This window comes from Pseudoblastomonas marina (assembly GCF_014641655.1).
In the GTDB taxonomy this organism is placed as follows: Bacteria; Pseudomonadota; Alphaproteobacteria; order Sphingomonadales; family Sphingomonadaceae; genus Alteriqipengyuania_A; species Alteriqipengyuania_A marina.
The window spans coordinates 1372396-1389205 of record NZ_BMID01000001.1 but is presented as its reverse complement, the minus strand read 5'-3'; the positions used below and the strand labels follow the sequence as shown (position 1 = coordinate 1389205).

Below are 16810 nucleotides of genomic sequence, written 5' to 3'. Positions count from 1 at the left end.
GGTCACATCTCCGGATAGATCGGGTGGGCGGCGCAAAGCGCGGCTACTTCGCCGCGCACGCGCTCTTCCACTTGGGCATCGCCCTCGGCCCCGTTATGCGCCATTCCTTCGACCACGTCAGCGATCAATCGACCGATGGTCTCGAATTCCCGTTCACCGAAACCGCGCGTCGTCCCGGCCGGAGTGCCGAGGCGGATGCCGCTGGTGACGAAAGGGCTGCGGGTGTCGAACGGGATGCCGTTCTTGTTGCAGGTCAGCCAGGCGCGATCGAGGCCCTTCTCCGCGTCCTTGCCGGTGACGTCCTTTGCCGAGAGATCGACCAGCAGCGAGTGGTTGTCGGTCCCGCCCGAGACGACGCGCAGGCCATGCTTTTCGAGGCTCGCGGCGAGCGCGCGGGCATTGGCGACCACGGCATCGGCATAGGCGCGGAAGCTGGGCTGCAGCGCTTCGCCGAACGCCACCGCCTTGGCCGCGACGACATGCATCAGCGGGCCGCCCTGCATGCCGGGGAAGACCGCCATGTTGATCGGCTTGGTCAGCTCCTCGTCGTTCCACAGGATCACGCCCGAGCGCGGTCCGCGCAGCGACTTGTGTGTGGTGGTGGTGACGACATGCGCATGCGGGATCGGCGAGGGGTGCGCGCCGCCCGCGACCAGGCCCGAGATATGACTCATGTCGACCAGCAGGTAGGCGCCGACTTCGTCGGCGATCTCGCGGAATCGTGCCCAGTCCCACACGCGCGAATAGGCGGTGCCGCCGGCGATGATCAGCTTGGGCTTGTGCTCGCGGGCCGTGGCGGCGACCTGATCCATGTCGATCAGCTCGTCTTCCTCGCGCACGCCGTACGCTACCGGATTGAACCACTTGCCGCTCATGTTCACCGGCGAGCCGTGGGTCAGATGCCCACCCGAATTGAGGTCGAGCCCCATGAAGGTGTCGCCGGGCTGGAGCAGCGCGAGAAACACCGCCTGGTTCATCTGGCTGCCGCTATTGGGCTGGACGTTGGCGAACTTGCAGCCGAACAGTTCCTTGGCGCGCTCGATCGCGAGCGACTCGACCTCGTCGGCATAGTCACAGCCGCCGTAATAGCGTTTGCCCGGATAGCCCTCGGCATACTTGTTGGTGAACACGCTGCCGGTCGCCTGCAGCGTGGCGAGGCTGGCGATGTTCTCGCTCGCGATCAGCTCGATCTTGTCCTGCTGGCGCGCCAATTCCTTGCGGATCGCGGCATGGACCGCCGGATCGGCGGTTTCGAGATTCTCGGTGAAGAAGCCAGCGGGCTTCGTTGCGGTCCGTTCGACGTTCATTTGGGCTCCGACAGCTTATCGACGCGGCGCTGGTGGCGCCCGCCTTCGAATTCGGTGGTGAGAAAGGCGGTGACGCAGGCTTTTGCCATGTCGAGGCCCGTCAGCCGCGCGCCGAGGGCGAGGCAATTGGCATCGTTGTGTTCGCGGGCGAGCGTGGCCGAGAGCGGTTCGGACACCAGCGCGCAGCGGCACTTGGGGTTGCGATTGACCGACATCGAGATGCCGATGCCCGAGCCGCACAGCGCGATCCCGCGCTCGGCGGTTCCATCGGCGACGACACCGGCGAGCTTGTAGCCGAAATCGGGGTAATCGACGCTGTCGTGGCTGTCGGGGCCGAGATCGGCGACTTCGTGCCCTTCCTCGATCAGCCACTCGCGTAGCTGGGTTTTCATCTCGATGGCGGCATGGTCGGAAGCAATGGCGATACGCATGGGGCCGACATAGTCGCACGCGGCGATTCCCTCCACCCCGGATGCTGCCTTTTTCGACCACGCATTGACGCGGGCGTGCTTTTCGGTCTCCTGTGCGCCCGACAGGGAGAGGACGATGAAGCAGCGTGTCGTGTGGTTCGTGGCGGCGATGGTCGTCGCAGTGGTGCTGGCGATAATGGCGACCACGCCGCCCGCGCCGGACACCGCAACCAGCAATCCCGTCGAGCCGTCGACCGAGCGCGCTTTTGCGCATGTCGAACGGATCGCGGCGCAGCCGCATCCGACCGGCAGCACGACCAATGCCGTGGTCCGCGACTATCTGGTCGGCGAACTCGAGGCGATGGGACTCTCGGTCGAGACGGTGAGCGGCACGCTCGACGAGGCGGGACAGGCCAAGCTCGATTACTGGCGCGACAAAAGCAGCGAAACGCCGACCGAATTCGTCAACGTGATCGGGGTCCTGCCGGGGGCTGATCCCACGCTGCCGGCGGTAGCGCTGATGGCGCATTACGATAGCGTCTGGGGTTCGCCCGGCGCGTCGGACGATGCCGCAGGGGTTGCCTCGATCCTCGAAACGGTGCGCGCGATCGCTGCGGCGGGCCCGGTGGAGCGCGATATCGTGGTCGTGCTGACCGACGCCGAAGAACTCGGTCTCGTCGGGGCACGGCAATTCTTCGGCGAGAACCCGCTGGCGGAGCGGATCGGCGCGATCGTCAATCTAGAGGCGCGCGGTGGCGGCGGTGTCGCCAGCATGTTCCAAACCTCGCCCGGAAATGCCGAGGTGGCGCGGGTCTACGCCCGAACGGTCGATCATCCGTCCACTTCGTCGCTGGCGACCTATATCTACTCGGTCCTGCCCAACGATACGGACCTGAGCGCGGCGCTCGACCGTGGTGGCTACGCGGCCTTCAATATCGCCTTCATCGGTCGCTCTGGGCTTTACCACTCGCCGCTCTCGACGCCCGAGAACCTCGATCGCGGTTCACTCAACCAGATGCTCGGCCAGACCCACGCCCTCGCGCTCGCATTGGCGAATGCCGCAACGCTTCCTCGGGAAACGGGCGATGCGGTGTTCTTCGATGCGTTCGGACTGGCGACGATCGTCTATTCGCCGTGGATCGGCTGGGTCATGCTGGTGCTTGGGATCGGCGGATACGCTCTCGCCTGGTGGCGGCGCGATCGAACAGAAAGAGGGTTCGTCAGCGGAGTGGGGCGGATGGCGGCGCTGATCCTCGTCGGTGGCGTGCTGCTGTACGGTCTCAACCTCGTTTCGGGGGCCGGGACGGGCGCGGGCTATTACGACCGGCTCGCCGCGATTCCGAAGCTGACCACGATGGCCTTGCTCGTGGTGCTCGGCCTCGCAGTCGCCTTGTGGGGCAGGGGGACGACCGGTTTCGCCCAGCGATCGGGTGCCGCGACGCTTATCGCGTTGCTGGCGATCGCCGGTCAGGCGATGGCCCCGACGGCAGCCTATGTCATCGTCGTGCCGGTGATGCTGATCGGCATCGCCGCAGCCGTGCGAAGCCTGGCGGACGATCGGTGGGGCAGGCTGGCTGCCGCCATCGTCGCTGCCTTGGTGACCGGATACATGCTTTCACTCGGCTTCCAGGTGATGCAGGGCGTAGGCCCGACCATGCCCTATGGCGCGATGCTGCCGGCAGCGATCGGCATACTTTGCTGGCTCCCACTTTGGCCCCGAATCCCGCAACCGCATATCGTCGCGATTGTCCTGTTGCTGGGGGCGACGGCAGTGGCGCTGTGGGTCCGCTTCGATCCCGTTCCCCCGAGCGTCGCGGCCTATTCCCCGCTGAAGCCGGGATGATAGATCGCGCGACATCCGCCCCAGATCGCCCGTTTACCGACACGAATGATCGGAAAATCCCGCGAGGCTGAACGAACCATTCTATATCCTTTCTTTACCAGTTGGGCTTAGGAGACGCGCATGAACGGCGACCTCCACGTAGCCCTGCCGGATGGCGCCCAGCCGCTTCGATTCGAGGCGATCGAGAACGACTCGATCCAGCGTATCCTCAAGGCAACCCGGACCCACCTGGGTGCCGAAATCGCCTTCGTCGGCCGCTATATCGACGGCGACCGGCGCGAGTTGATGTATGTCGACACTGAGCTCGACCTTCCGATGGGCCCCGGATTCAGCGAGCCGCGCGAAGAGAGTTTCTGCTGGCACATCCTCGAAGGTCGATTGCCCGAGCTGATCCGCGATGCCGCCGATCACGAGTTCGCCAAGGCACTGCCGATCACCGAAATGCTGCCGGTCGGCTGCCACCTCAACGTTCCGCTTCGTCTGTCAAATGGCGAAGTGTTCGGCAGCTTCTGCTGTCTCAGCCGGACCGCCGACCGGAGCGTATCGGAACGCGACATGGATGTGTTGCGTGCTTTCGGCAAACTCGCCGGTGAGATGATCGAGACGTCGCTCGTACGGGACGAGGAAGCGAACCGGCTCGACCGCAAGATCTGCGATGTCATCGCGGAAGGCGGGATCTCGACCTACCAGCAACCGATCCACGATTTGTCCAGCCTGCGCGTCGTCGGGGTCGAAAGTCTTTCACGCTTCGAAGATGCAGACCGGCGCAGTCCCGAAAAATGGTTCGAGGAGGCGAAATCGGTCGGTCGCGGGCTCGAGCTCGAACTAGCAGCGATCAAGAGCGCGCTCGATGCCGATAGCCTGGCGGGGAGCGAGGCCTACATCTCGGTCAACGCGTCGCCCGAAACCGTGATGAGCGGCGAGATCGCGCGGCTGTTGCGCCATTATTCGGGGCGTAAGGTCGTGATCGAGCTGACCGAGCACGAGCAGGTCAGCGATTTCGCGGCCCTGCGCGACGCGCTCGCGGAAATCCGCCAGCACGCGCGGATCGCGGTTGACGATGTCGGTGCAGGTTACGCCGGATTGCGCTACCTCGTCGACCTCGCCCCCGACCTGCTCAAACTGGACATGAGCCTAACTCGCGAGATTCACACCGATCTCGCGCGGCAGGCGATGGCCAAGGCGATCGTCCATTTCGCCAAGGCGATCGGTGCCGACGTGATCGCCGAAGGGATCGAAAACGCCCAGGAACTCGAAATGCTCAAGGAAATCGGCGTTAGCTACGGACAGGGATACTATTTTTCCAAGCCGATCCCGGCTGGGGACATTCCCGCCTACTTCGCGGTTCACGGGCACAACGCTGTCGCTGCAAGCTAATCGCCTTCCGGGTCTAAAGCCCAAGGAAGTCAAGCCATTGCCGCAAACGCCCGCCTGATCTCATCGATCGAATAGGGCTTCGTCACCGTGGGAACATGCGCCAGTTCGGCGGGGTGTGCTGCGTCGCCATACCCCGTGGCGAAGACGAAGGGGATGCCCTTGTCGCGCAAGGCATGGGCGACGATGTAGCTCGTCTCGCCGTGAAGATTGACGTCGAGGATGGCGCCCCCGAAATCCTTTTCCACAATGCTTGCAAGTGCCTGATCGTTGGTGGCGGCCACGGCGACCTCGGCGCCTTCAGCAAGCAGCGCGTCTTCTAGATCGAAAGCAATGATCGGCTCGTCTTCGAGGATGAGCATGAGGCGATCCTCGAGTTTCATATTTCGGCCTCGATGCTGCAATGCAGTCCCTCGCTATTGTAGTCGATCGATCCGTGATCGCGCCGGCCACCCAGGCCCCGCCCGATGAGCCGCGTCCCGAAACCGGTTTGCTCGGGCTTTTCAACCGACGGTCCGCCGCTTTCATGCCAGTCGAATTGCAGCATGCGATTTTCGTCTTGCTCGACTTCGTCCCAGGAGATCGAAATACGGCCCGTGCTGCTCGAAAGCGCGCCGTATTTGAGTGCATTGGTGGCGAGTTCGTGGACCACCATGGCGAGCGCGACCGCGGCTTGAGGATCGAGCGTGATCTGCGGCCCGTCGAGCGACACACGCTCGGTCTCGCTGCCGACGCTCGCCGCAAGCGACTTGACCACGATGTCGGAAATGTCGGCCGACGCCCAGTTCGACTCGGTCAGCATGTTGTGCGCACCCGCCAAGGTAGCGAGCCGCGCGAAGAACGCTTGCAGCCCGGGGTTGCGATCATCGCTGCGGAACGACTGGCGGGCGAGCCCCTGGACCACGGCGAGCGTGTTCTTCACGCGATGGTTCAGCTCATTGATCAGGATGCGTTGGCGTTCTTCGGCTTCGACCTCCTCGGTCACGTTGTGCCCTTGCACGAACACGCCAGCGACCTGGCCCGAGGGCTCGAAGATCGGCTGGAAAATGAACTCAAGAAAAGCGTCGTGCGACTTGCCGTCGAGCTGATCGATAAACGAAACCGGTTCGCGCCTGCCGAAATAGGGTTCCTGCTCCGAATGCACCCGGTCCAGTGTTTCGACGAAGCCTTGCTCGATGACCTCTGGCAGCGCTTCGGCTACCGTCAGTCCGATCAATTCACGATTGCCGACGAGATCGCGGTAGGCCGCGTTAGCCATGGCAAAGCGATGCTCGGGTCCAGTCAGGATGGCGACGAAGCCGGGTGCCTGTTCGAGCAGGTTGCGCAGCCGTTCGCGCTCGGCGGCTGCACCCTGATACCGTTCCTCGACCGTGCGCGCGCGTTCGAGCACACCGGTCGAATCGCGCAGGCGACGGAGCTCCTTGAGCTCGGTAACGTTGACTGTGTGTTGGAGGATCAGTTCGACCGCGCCTCCGGCATCGAGGATCGGCGTGTGCGTTGCGCTCCAGAAATGGGTTTCGGTCGAACCGTCGCGGTTGGGGATATCATAGCGGATATGGGCGATCTCGTCCGGTTCACCGGTCGCAAGCACCCGATCAAACGAATCCTTTAGCTGGCGGTAGCTCTCGCCCTCACTCGGGAAAGCTTCGAACATCGAGAGACCGGCGATATCGTCCAGTTCACGCATGGTTACGCGCAGATAGGCGTGGTTCGCCCAGACGATCTTGAGATCGGGCGCGAGCACGACATAGGGGTTCGGCGAGTGCGCAAGTAGGCTCTCGAAATCGATGGTCACGTAAGCAACACCATGGCTATGACGATCCCTCCAATCTGCGCAACATGGCTGCGCAGGTGCGACACGTTCGTTCGGGCGCACCTTCGCAATCCGCGAGGTGAGTGGCGGTTCCGACTAGCGGGTAATTTGCCAGGCCTGCCTGGTTGGCGAAGCGCTTACTGGTCCAGGAAGCTGCGCATCTTGCGGCTGCGGCTCGGGTGCTTGAGCTTGCGCAGAGCCTTGGCCTCGATCTGGCGGATACGTTCGCGGGTAACGCTGAACTGCTGGCCGACTTCCTCGAGCGTGTGATCGGTGTTCATGCCGATGCCGAAGCGCATGCGCAGCACGCGTTCCTCGCGCGGGGTGAGGCTCGCCAAAACGCGCGTCACCGTTTCCTTGAGGTTGGACTGGATCGCGGCATCTACCGGGATGATCGCGTTCTTGTCCTCGATGAAATCGCCGAGATGCGAATCCTCCTCGTCGCCGATCGGCGTTTCGAGGCTGATCGGTTCCTTGGCGATCTTCATCACCTTGCGGACCTTTTCGAGCGGCATCGAAAGGCGCGCGGCCATTTCCTCAGGGGTCGGCTCGCGGCCTTCCTCGTGCAGGAACTGGCGGCTGGTGCGGACGAGCTTGTTGATCGTCTCGATCATGTGGACCGGGATGCGGATCGTGCGCGCCTGGTCGGCGATCGAACGGGTGATCGCCTGCCGGATCCACCACGTCGCGTAGGTGCTGAACTTGTAGCCGCGGCGGTATTCGAACTTGTCGACCGCCTTCATCAGGCCGATGTTGCCTTCCTGGATCAGGTCGAGGAATTGCAGCCCGCGATTGGTGTATTTCTTGGCGATGGAAATCACCAGGCGCAGATTCGCCTCGACCATTTCCTTCTTGGCGATGCGCGCCTCGCGCTCGCCCTTCTGCACCATGTTGACGATGCGGCGGAATTCGGGGAGCGCCATGCCAGTATTCGCCGCGATATCGGCGATTTCCGACCGGATGCGCTCGACATTGGCTTCTTCCTTCTCGGCGAAGGCTTTCCACTTCTTGTCGGTCTTCGCCATCTGGGCGAGCCAGCCCTCGTCGAGCTCGTTGCCCTCATAGGCCTTGATGAAGTCGATGCGCTTGATCTTGTGCCGCTCGGCGAGGCGCAGGATCTGGCCGCCCAGCGCCATCAGGCGGCGGTTGAAGGCATAGAGATTGTCGACCAGGAATTCGATCTTCGTGGCGTGGAACTGCACCGCTTCGACCTCGGCGGTCAGCTGCTCGCGCAGGTCTTCGTATTTTTTCTCCTTCGCGGCGGAGAACTCGTCGCCGCGGGCGAGGGTGTCTACGCGCTCGGCCTGGATCTTCTCGAATTTCTTGAACAGGTCCGTGATGCGGCCGAAGCGCTCGAGCGCCTCGGGCTTCAGCGCGGCTTCCATCTGGGCGAGCGAGAGGGTGTTGTCCTCCTCTTCCTCGTCCTTCTTCTTGCCGTTTTCGCCGTCGCCGTCCTCGTCGTCGCCGTCCTCGTCCGAATCGTCGTCATCGTCGTCGTCGACGATGGTCGGACCGGCGGAATCCTCGGTGATCTCGCCGTCGTCGTCGCCGTCGTCATCGTCGTTCATCTTGTCGGCGGGCGGTTCTTTCGAAAGCATCGCATCGAGATCGAGGATCTCGCGCAGCTGCATTTCCTCGTCGTTGAGCGCTTGTGACCACTGGATGATGGCGTGGAAGGTGATCGGGCTCTCGCACAGGCCGAGGATCATCATGTCGCGGCCCGATTCGATCCGCTTGGCGATAGCGATCTCGCCCTCGCGGCTGAGCAATTCGACCGCGCCCATTTCGCGCAGGTACATGCGCACCGGGTCGTCGGTGCGTTCGTTGCTGGCCTTCTTCTTGGGCGCGGGTACGTTCTGCTTGTTCTTGTCGTCGCCGCCCGAGATCTCCGCGACCTGCTCCTGCTGGCGCTCCTTCTCGGCCTCGGCCTCCTCGTCGCTCTCGACGATATTCACGCCCATCTCGCTGAGCGAAGACATCACGTCCTCGATCTGCTCGGACGTCATCTGGTCCTGCGGCAGGGCCTCGTTGAGCTCATCATACGTGATGTAGCTCTTCTTCTTGGCCTTGCTGATGAGCTTCTTGATCGACGCCTCGTTGAGATCGATCAGGGGCGCGTCTTCATTCGCGCTCTTGTCCTTGGTTTTGGTCGCCATGCTCGCCCTGCAATAAAATTTCATCGCCAGCGGAGCCGTTAGCCGGCTCCGTCGCGCGTGCGGCCGATATCTGCCGCAAACGCTCCTCGAATTCCTGCTTCCTGGTCAGCAAACGCTGCTGATCGGCAAATGCTCCCTCGGGATCGGTGTCGAACCGGGCGGCGGCATCGGCGAGTGCTGCGTCGAGCGCCGGTCGTTCGACCAGCAGCGCCACAGCCTCGGCCAGATCGCTCACCGCTTGTGCGGGGTCTGCATCGTCGGCCAGGAAGGACAAGGGTAGCCCCGCTTGTGTTCGTTGCGCGGGCGGTTCTTGGTCCGGTTCGCCCAATGTGGGCGTTTGCCCTTCCGTGTCAAGCGCGGCGCGCTCCAAAAGGCGAGTCGCCGTAGCGCGCTGTTCGGGCAGAGCGAATTCGACACCTGCGATCGCCTCGGCATGGCGGTCGATTTCATCGGGGAAACGTTCGAGCCCGGCGAGCACCGCATTGGCCAGCCGGTCGCGCAATCCTCCGCCCGATGCGGCCGACAGGCGCGAAGCGCTCGAAGCGGAGGGGCGGCTCGCGGGTGCGGGCTTGCCGGACCACTTGCCGCGCGGCTGAAACTGGCGCGGCTTGAACTCGCGGCGCGGGAAGGCATAGGCCGAGAACCGATCCATCAGTTCGCGTTTGTAGAGCGAACGGATGTCGGGATGCGCGATCGCGTCGACATGCTCCATCAGCCGCGCCTTGAGGCCGGCTTTCTGCTCGGGTGTGTCGAGCGGCCCCGCGGCGCTTTCGTGATCCCACAGCACTTGGGTGATCGGGCGCGCCTGTTCGATCACCTCGAGGAGGGCGCCCTTGCCGCGCGCCCTGAGCAGATCGTCGGGGTCCTGGCCCTTGGGCAGCACCGCGATCCGCAGGCTCTTGCCTGGAGCGAGCAGGGGAAGGGCACGGCTCACCGCGCGCATCGCCGCGCGCTGGCCAGCACTGTCACCATCGAGGCACAGGATCGGCACGTCGACCACGCGCCACAGCAGTCCGAGCTGGTGCTCGGTCAGCGCGGTGCCGAGCGGCGCGACGACTTCCTCGATCCCCGCCGCCGCGCAGGCGATCGCGTCCATGTAGCCTTCGACCACGAGCAACCGCCCGCTCTTGCGCGCGAGCGGACCGGCGCGGTCGAAATTGTAGAGGTTGCGCCCCTTGTCGAACAGCGGCGTGTCGGGCGAGTTGAGGTATTTGGGCGCGCCCTCGACATCCTTCAGGATGCGCCCGCCGAACGCGATCACCCGCCCGCGCGGGTCGCGGATCGGCAGCATCAGCCTCCCGCGGAACCGATCGTAGGGCTCCTTGCCTTCGACCTCTATTCGCAGGCCCCCTTCGACCAGCATCTCCTTGGGATAATCGCTCAGCGCCTTGCCCAGCGAGGTGCGATCCTCGGGCGCGTAACCGAAGCCGAAGATTTCGATCGTCCTGGCCGAAATGCCGCGTCGTTCGAGATAGGCGCGCGCCTCGGCCCCCTGCGATCCGTCGAGATTGGCGCGGAACCAGGTCTGCGCGGCGTCCATCAGATCCCGCAGGCCTTTGGCCTCTTCCTGCCGCTTGGCGGTGCGCGGGTCGGGCGCGGGCACGTCCATCCCGGCGATCAGCGCCAGCTCCTTCACCGCGTCCATGAACTGGAGGCCCTGTTGCTCGGTCATCCAGCGGATCGCATCACCATGCGCCTCGCAGCCGAAACAATGGTAGAAGCCCTTCTGGTCGTTGACGTAAAAGCTCGGCGTCTTCTCGTCATGAAACGGGCAGCACGCCTTGAACTCGTGGCCCGCGCGCTGGAGCTTCACCGTCCGCCCGATCAGGGTGGACAGCGTGATCGCGTTGCGCAGTTGATCGAGCCATTGGGGGGAGAGCATTGCCCTCCACGTTTAGCCGCCGCAGCCCGCTAAAGTCGAGTGTGTCCGATCACCCAAGGCAGGCGTTGGCCGAGCCTTGTCCGTCGCCCGGATAGGGGCCGTCGCCGGTCGCACGGATACCGTCGGCGTCGATCGCGTAGGCGCTAGCGGGGCCGGCGGGCGGGACGGTCGATTGCCAATAGAAGGTCAGCGGCTCGCTCGCTTCCCACTGGTTGCCGCCGTCACCGGCCGAGATCGTCCATGCGAGCGCACCGTCGTCGCAGGTGATCACGATATCGGCCTTCTCGCCGATCGCCGCGAGCGCCTCTGCCTTGGCATACCCGGCGGTGCCCGTGAATCCGGTGGCCGGGCGGTTCATGCGGAACAGCGTGGCGCGTTCTACATCGGACGAATCCGCGCCGTCGCCCGCACCGGTGGTCGGATCGTTGTCTTCGCCCGGATAGACGATGTGGACATAGGTGTAGACCGTGCCGCGCGGTGCGGTGGCGGGGTCGCAGGTCGACATCTCGGCGGGGCAGGCGACGTAGGAGGTGATGTCGGCAAAGATACCGGCGTCGTTCGACAGCGTGGTCTTCACCTCTGGCCCCTGTGGCCCGACGATCTTCGCGCCGAGTTCGAGATTGGCGAAATCGCCCGCTTCGAGCGCAGCCGCTGCGGCCTCGCGCTCGGACTCGGTGTCGACGTTGTCGAGATCGGTCTCGTCGGTACCTGCGACCGTACTCGGGTCCTCGGCGCAGGCGGCCAGCGCCAGCGCTGCGCAGGCTGCGAGCGGGATTGCGGTGCGGATCATGCGATTTCTCCCCTGTTTGCCGTTACGACTCACGGGAGAGCAAGGCGGTTCCGGTTAACCAAAACTCGCTTTGACGAGCCCGCTGGCCTTGCCGAAATCCATCTGCCCGGCATGGCGCGTCTTCAGCTCGGCCATGACCTTGCCCATGTCCTTGATGCTCTCGGCACCGACATCGGTCTTCACCTGCGCGATCGCGGCCTTCATCTCGCCCTCGTCCATCTGCTTGGGCAGAAAGTCCTCGATCACGTCGAGTTCGGCCTGTTCCTCGGCTGCTTTTTCGGCTCGGCCGCCGTCTTCGAACATCTGGATCGATTCGCGGCGCTGCTTGGCCATCTTCATCAGCACTTCGGTGACGAGCACGTCGTCGTCGGGCTGTTCGCTGGCGGTGCGCAGCTCGATATCGCGGTCCTTTACCTTCGCCAGGATCATGCGGATCGCGCCGAGGCGCGCCTTGTCCTTGTTCTTCATCGCTTCGATCTGGGCGGCTTTGAGGTTCTCGCGGATCATGGGTCTCTCGTTCCTGTGGAAATATTGCGGCGGATCGCCGGATGGAGGCGATATAGGCGATGAAACGCGTTTTGACAGCTTGACCGGCGGGAGGCGCTTCCCTAGCGGTCACGACTTAGCGACATCGCCGGACAACTGCTTAACGGAGCGCCCCAAACATGGCCCTATCCGCCTTTCGCCACGCGCGCCCGCCAGCCGGGGCCACCGGCGTCCTCGTATTGGCGGATGGCACCCATATCTGGGGCAAGGGATTCGGCGCCACCGGCGAGGCGGTCGGCGAGGTGTGCTTCAACACCGCGATGACTGGCTATCAGGAGGTGATGACCGATCCCTCCTACGCCAAGCAGATCGTCACCTTCACCTTCCCGCATATCGGCAATGTCGGCGCGAACGAGGAGGATATCGAGAGCAAGGTCGAGGCCGCACTGGGCTGCGTTGTGCGCGAGGATATCACCGCGCCCAGCAATTTCCGCAGCGCCGAGGATTTCACCGCCTGGATGGCGCGCCACGGCAAGATCGGACTCGCCGGTGTCGATACCCGCGCACTGACCCGGCGCATCCGCCAGTCGGGCGCGCCCAACGCGGTGATCGCGCATGCGCCCAACGGCAAGTTCGACCTGAAGGCGCTGGAAAAGCGCGCCGCCGAATGGCCCGGCCTCGAGGGCATGGACCTCGCCAAGCGCGTCAGCCGCGAGAAGCAGGAAAACTGGGAAGGCGGCGCCTGGACGCTGGGCAAGGGCTATGGCCGCGCGCCCCGCGATGCCAAGCCCCACGTCGTCGCGATCGATTACGGCTCGAAGGACAATATCTACCGCAACCTCGTACGCGCCGGGGCGAGGGTGACGGTGCTACCCGCAACCGCAACCGTCGAACAGGTTATGGCGGAGAAGCCCGACGGCGTGTTCCTTTCCAACGGCCCCGGCGATCCGGCGGCAACGGGCGAATATGCGGTGCCGGTTATCCGCGAATTGCTCGACAAGGACATGCCGATCTTCGGCATCTGTCTCGGCCACCAGATGCTCGCCATCGCGGCGGGGGCGAAGACGACCAAGATGCACCAGGGCCACCGCGGCGCGAACCACCCGGTCAAGCGGCTCGATTCAGGCGTGGTCGAGATAACCAGCATGAACCACGGCTTCGCGGTCGATAACGACACGCTGCCCGACGACGTGCTGGAAACCCATATCTCGCTGTTCGACGGCTCGAACTGCGGCATCGCCATCAAGGGCAAGCGCGCCTTCGGCGTCCAGTACCACCCCGAAGCCAGCCCCGGCCCGCAGGACAGTTTTTATCTCTTTGAGAAATTCGTTGGGATGCTCGGATAATGCCCAAACGCACTGACATTTCCTCCATCCTCGTCATCGGCGCGGGCCCCATCGTGATCGGGCAGGCGTGCGAGTTCGATTATTCGGGCACGCAGGCGATCAAGGCGTTGAAGGAGGAGGGCTATCGCGTCGTCCTCGTCAATTCGAACCCGGCGACGATCATGACCGATCCCGAGTTCGCCGATGCGACCTATATCGAGCCGATCACCCCCGAGGTCGTCGCCAAGATCATCGAGAAGGAACGCCCCGACGCGGTGCTGCCGACGATGGGCGGGCAGACAGCGCTCAATTGCGCGCTCTCACTCAACAAGGACGGCACGCTCGAGAAATTCGGCGTCCAGATGATCGGTGCCGATGCGAAGGCGATCGACAAGGCCGAGGACCGCCAGCTGTTCCGCGAGGCGATGGACAAGATCGGTCTCGAAAGCGCCCGTTCGGGCATCGCCAATTCGGTCGACGAGGCGTTCAAGGTGCTCGAACGCACCGGGCTTCCGGCCATCATCCGCCCGAGCTTCACGCTCGGCGGCACCGGCGGTGGCATCGCCTACAACAAGGCCGAGTTCGAGCGGATCGTGCGCTCGGGCCTAGACGCCAGCCCCACGACCGAGGTGCTGATCGAGGAATCGCTGCTCGGCTGGAAGGAATTCGAGATGGAGGTGGTCCGCGACCGGGCGGACAATTGCATCATCATCTGCTCGATCGAGAACGTCGATCCGATGGGCGTGCATACCGGGGACAGCATCACCGTCGCCCCCGCGCTGACGCTGACCGACAAAGAATACCAGATCATGCGCACCGCCTCGATCGAGGTGCTGCGCGAGATCGGCGTGGAGACCGGCGGTTCGAACGTCCAGTTCGCGGTCAATCCCAAGGATGGCCGCCTGATTGTGATCGAGATGAACCCGCGCGTTTCGCGCTCCTCGGCGCTCGCCTCGAAGGCGACCGGCTTCCCGATCGCGCGCGTCGCGGCGAAGCTTGCCGTCGGCTACACGCTCGACGAGTTGACCAACGAGATCACCGGCGCGACCCCTGCCAGCTTCGAGCCGACGATCGACTACGTCGTCACCAAGATCCCGCGCTTCGCGTTCGAGAAGTTCAAGGGCGCCGACAATTCGCTGTCGACCGCGATGAAGTCGGTCGGCGAGGTGATGGCGATCGGCCGCAACTTCCAGGAATCGATGCAGAAGGCGCTGCGCGGGCTCGAAACCGATCTCGACGGCTTCAACCGCTATCTGCCTTTGGAAGGCATGGCGAAGGACCGGATCGTCGCCGAGCTTTCGCAGCGCACGCCGGACAGGTTGCTCAAGGTTGCGCAGGCCTTCCGCGAGGGGCTGAGCGTCGAGGAAGTCCACGAGGTCACGCATTACGACCCGTGGTTCCTCCGCCAGATCGAAGCGATCGTCTACGAAGAGAGCATGATCGCGCATGAGGGCCTGCCGCGCAGCGCCGAAGAATTGCGGCGGATAAAGTCGATGGGCTTTTCGGACCGGCGGCTGGCGACGCTCGCGGTGCGCAGCGTCGGCGTGGCGGGCGGCATGGCCGAGACGCAGGCGCGTTCCTCTGGCCTGCTTCACGACGCCCTGCGCGCGATGGCCGGGGCGACCTCCGAAGAGGAAGTCCGCAAGCTGCGCGAGAAATTCGGCGTGCGCCCGGTGTTCAAGCGGATCGACAGCTGCGCCGCCGAGTTCGAGGCGATCACGCCCTACATGTATTCGACCTACGAGGCTCCGAGCTTCGGCGAGCCCGAGGACGAGGCCGCACCATCCGACCGCCGCAAGATCGTGATCCTCGGCGGCGGTCCGAACCGGATCGGGCAGGGGATCGAGTTCGACTATTGCTGCGTCCACGCCTGCTTCGCGCTCAGCGAGGCCGGGTTGGAGACGATCATGGTCAATTGCAACCCGGAGACGGTCAGCACCGATTACGATACCTCCGACCGGCTCTATTTCGAGCCGCTGACCGCCGAGGACGTGCTCGAGATCCTGCGCAAGGAGCAGGAGAACGGCGAACTCGTCGGCGTGATCGTGCAGTTCGGCGGACAGACCCCGCTCAAGCTCGCGGGAGCGCTGGAAAAGGCGGGCATCCCGATCCTCGGCACTAGTCCCGACGCGATCGATCTTGCCGAGGATCGCGAACGCTTCGCCAAGCTCGTCAACAAGCTGAAATTGAAGCAGCCGATGAACGGCATCGCGCGCAACCGCGACGAGGCCGCCGCCTGGGCCTCGCGGATCGGCTACCCGGTGTTGCTGCGCCCCTCCTACGTGCTCGGCGGGCGCGCGATGGAAGTGGTCGACAGCGAAGCCCAGCTCGACGACTACATTCGCACCGCGGTCAGCGTCTCGGGCGACAGCCCGGTGCTGGTCGACCAGTATCTACGCGATGCGGTCGAATGCGATGTCGATGCGCTGTGCGACGGTGAGCAGGTCGTGATCGCGGGCGTGATGCAGCACGTCGAGGAGGCCGGCGTGCATTCGGGCGACAGCGCGTGCACCCTGCCGCCGCACTCGCTCCCGGCCGAGATCATCGAGGAGATGGAACGCCAGGCCGAGGCCTTGGCGATGTCGCTCGGCGTGGTCGGCCTGATGAACGTGCAGTTCGCGGTCAAGGACGGCGAGGTCTACCTGATCGAGGTCAACCCGCGCGCAAGCCGCACCGTCCCCTTCGTCGCCAAGGCGATCGGACAGCCGATCGCAAAGTTCGCCGCGCGGGTGATGGCCGGCGAAAAGCTCGCTGACCTGCCGAAGATCCGGCGCAAGATGGATTACATCGCGGTCAAGGAAGCGGTGTTCCCCTTCGCGCGCTTCCCCGGGACCGACCCGGTGCTTTCGCCCGAGATGAAATCGACCGGCGAGGTGATGGGGCTCGACCGCGATTTCGCGATGGCCTTCGCCAAGTCGCAGATGGGCGCAGGCGTGAAGCTGCCGAAGGACGGCAAGGTGTTCGTCTCGGTCAAGGACACCGACAAGCCGATCATCCTGCCCGGGGTGAAGAAATTGCTCGCCTTGGGCTTCGAGGTGGTCGCCACCGGCGGCACGCACGATTTTCTCACCGAAGCGGGCCTTTCGGTCGAACGCGTGAACAAGGTCGCGCAAGGGCGGCCGCACATCGTCGATGCGATCGTCGACCGCGAGATCGCCCTCATCCTCAACACCACCGAGGGCTGGCAATCGCTCAAGGACTCGCAATCGATCCGCCAAGCGGGGCTCGAACTGAAGTTGCCTTACTACACCACCGCCTCGGCCGGGCTGGCCGCGGTGGAGGCGATCGAGGCGCTTGGTTCGCGGGAGCTTGAAGTGCGCGCGCTGCAACACTATTATAGCCCGGACGAATAAAGAGCGAACTTCCCGAAAACTGCAACAATCGGCCGTCTTAGTGCTTCGGTACCGGGCGGAGAGCGGGCTTT

Annotated in this window: 12 protein-coding genes; 4 read left to right on the top strand and 8 right to left on the bottom strand. The window is 64.2% G+C overall.

Features of this window, described 5'->3' with window-relative positions; genetic code table 11:
- Positions 1-2 precede the first annotated feature (2 nt).
- Positions 3-1307, bottom strand: a complete 1305-nt coding sequence (gene glyA / locus IEW49_RS06700; RefSeq protein WP_188641950.1) for a serine hydroxymethyltransferase — start codon at positions 1305-1307, stop codon at positions 3-5.
- The gene (gene rpiB / locus IEW49_RS06695) at positions 1304-1738 is read right to left on the bottom strand and encodes a ribose 5-phosphate isomerase B (protein WP_188641949.1); all 435 of its coding nucleotides are present in this window, start codon (positions 1736-1738) and stop codon (positions 1304-1306) included. Before rpiB ends, glyA begins: the two co-directional genes overlap by 4 nt.
- Before the next feature lie 115 nt (positions 1739-1853).
- Here rpiB and IEW49_RS06690 point away from each other — a divergent pair, with 115 nt between their 5' ends.
- On the top strand, positions 1854-3560 hold the full coding sequence (locus tag IEW49_RS06690; RefSeq protein ID WP_188641948.1) for a M20/M25/M40 family metallo-hydrolase: 1707 nt from the start codon (positions 1854-1856) through the stop codon (positions 3558-3560).
- Positions 3561-3680: 120 nt separating this feature from the next.
- Positions 3681-4937 (top strand): sensor domain-containing phosphodiesterase, encoded by a 1257-nt coding sequence (locus tag IEW49_RS06685; RefSeq protein ID WP_188641947.1) that lies wholly within the window; start codon positions 3681-3683, stop codon positions 4935-4937.
- A 29-nt stretch (positions 4938-4966) separates the two neighbouring features.
- Here IEW49_RS06685 and IEW49_RS06680 read toward each other — a convergent pair whose 3' ends face one another.
- The 6 genes from IEW49_RS06680 to IEW49_RS06655 form a co-directional block, all read right to left on the bottom strand.
- Entirely contained in the window at positions 4967-5296 is a 330-nt protein-coding gene (locus IEW49_RS06680; RefSeq protein WP_229658111.1) for a response regulator, read from the bottom strand.
- Positions 5297-5313: 17 nt separating this feature from the next.
- Positions 5314-6729: a PAS domain-containing protein gene (locus IEW49_RS06675; protein WP_188641945.1), complete on the bottom strand. Its 1416-nt coding sequence runs from the start codon at positions 6727-6729 to the stop codon at positions 5314-5316.
- A gap of 155 nt (positions 6730-6884) precedes the next feature.
- Positions 6885-8903 (bottom strand): RNA polymerase sigma factor RpoD, encoded by a 2019-nt coding sequence (rpoD, locus tag IEW49_RS06670; RefSeq protein WP_188641944.1) that lies wholly within the window; start codon positions 8901-8903, stop codon positions 6885-6887.
- A complete protein-coding gene (gene dnaG / locus IEW49_RS06665) occupies positions 8869-10785 on the bottom strand; it encodes a DNA primase (RefSeq protein ID WP_188641943.1) in 1917 nt (638 codons plus the stop codon). The genes rpoD and dnaG overlap by 35 nt, the downstream gene beginning before the upstream one ends.
- A 49-nt stretch (positions 10786-10834) precedes the next feature.
- The gene (locus tag IEW49_RS06660; RefSeq protein ID WP_188641942.1) at positions 10835-11575 is read right to left on the bottom strand and encodes a hypothetical protein; all 741 of its coding nucleotides are present in this window, start codon (positions 11573-11575) and stop codon (positions 10835-10837) included.
- A 54-nt stretch (positions 11576-11629) separates the two neighbouring features.
- Entirely contained in the window at positions 11630-12082 is a 453-nt protein-coding gene (locus tag IEW49_RS06655; protein WP_188641941.1) for a GatB/YqeY domain-containing protein, read from the bottom strand.
- A gap of 158 nt (positions 12083-12240) precedes the next feature.
- Between IEW49_RS06655 and carA the strand changes: the two genes are divergently transcribed.
- Both carA and carB read left to right on the top strand, forming a co-directional pair.
- Complete coding sequence (gene carA, locus IEW49_RS06650) at positions 12241-13407, top strand: glutamine-hydrolyzing carbamoyl-phosphate synthase small subunit (RefSeq protein ID WP_188641940.1); 1167 nt, start codon at positions 12241-12243, stop codon at positions 13405-13407.
- Complete coding sequence (gene carB / locus IEW49_RS06645; RefSeq protein ID WP_188641939.1) at positions 13407-16739, top strand: carbamoyl-phosphate synthase large subunit; 3333 nt, start codon at positions 13407-13409, stop codon at positions 16737-16739. Before carA ends, carB begins: the two co-directional genes overlap by 1 nt.
- Positions 16740-16810: the final 71 nt, after the last annotated feature.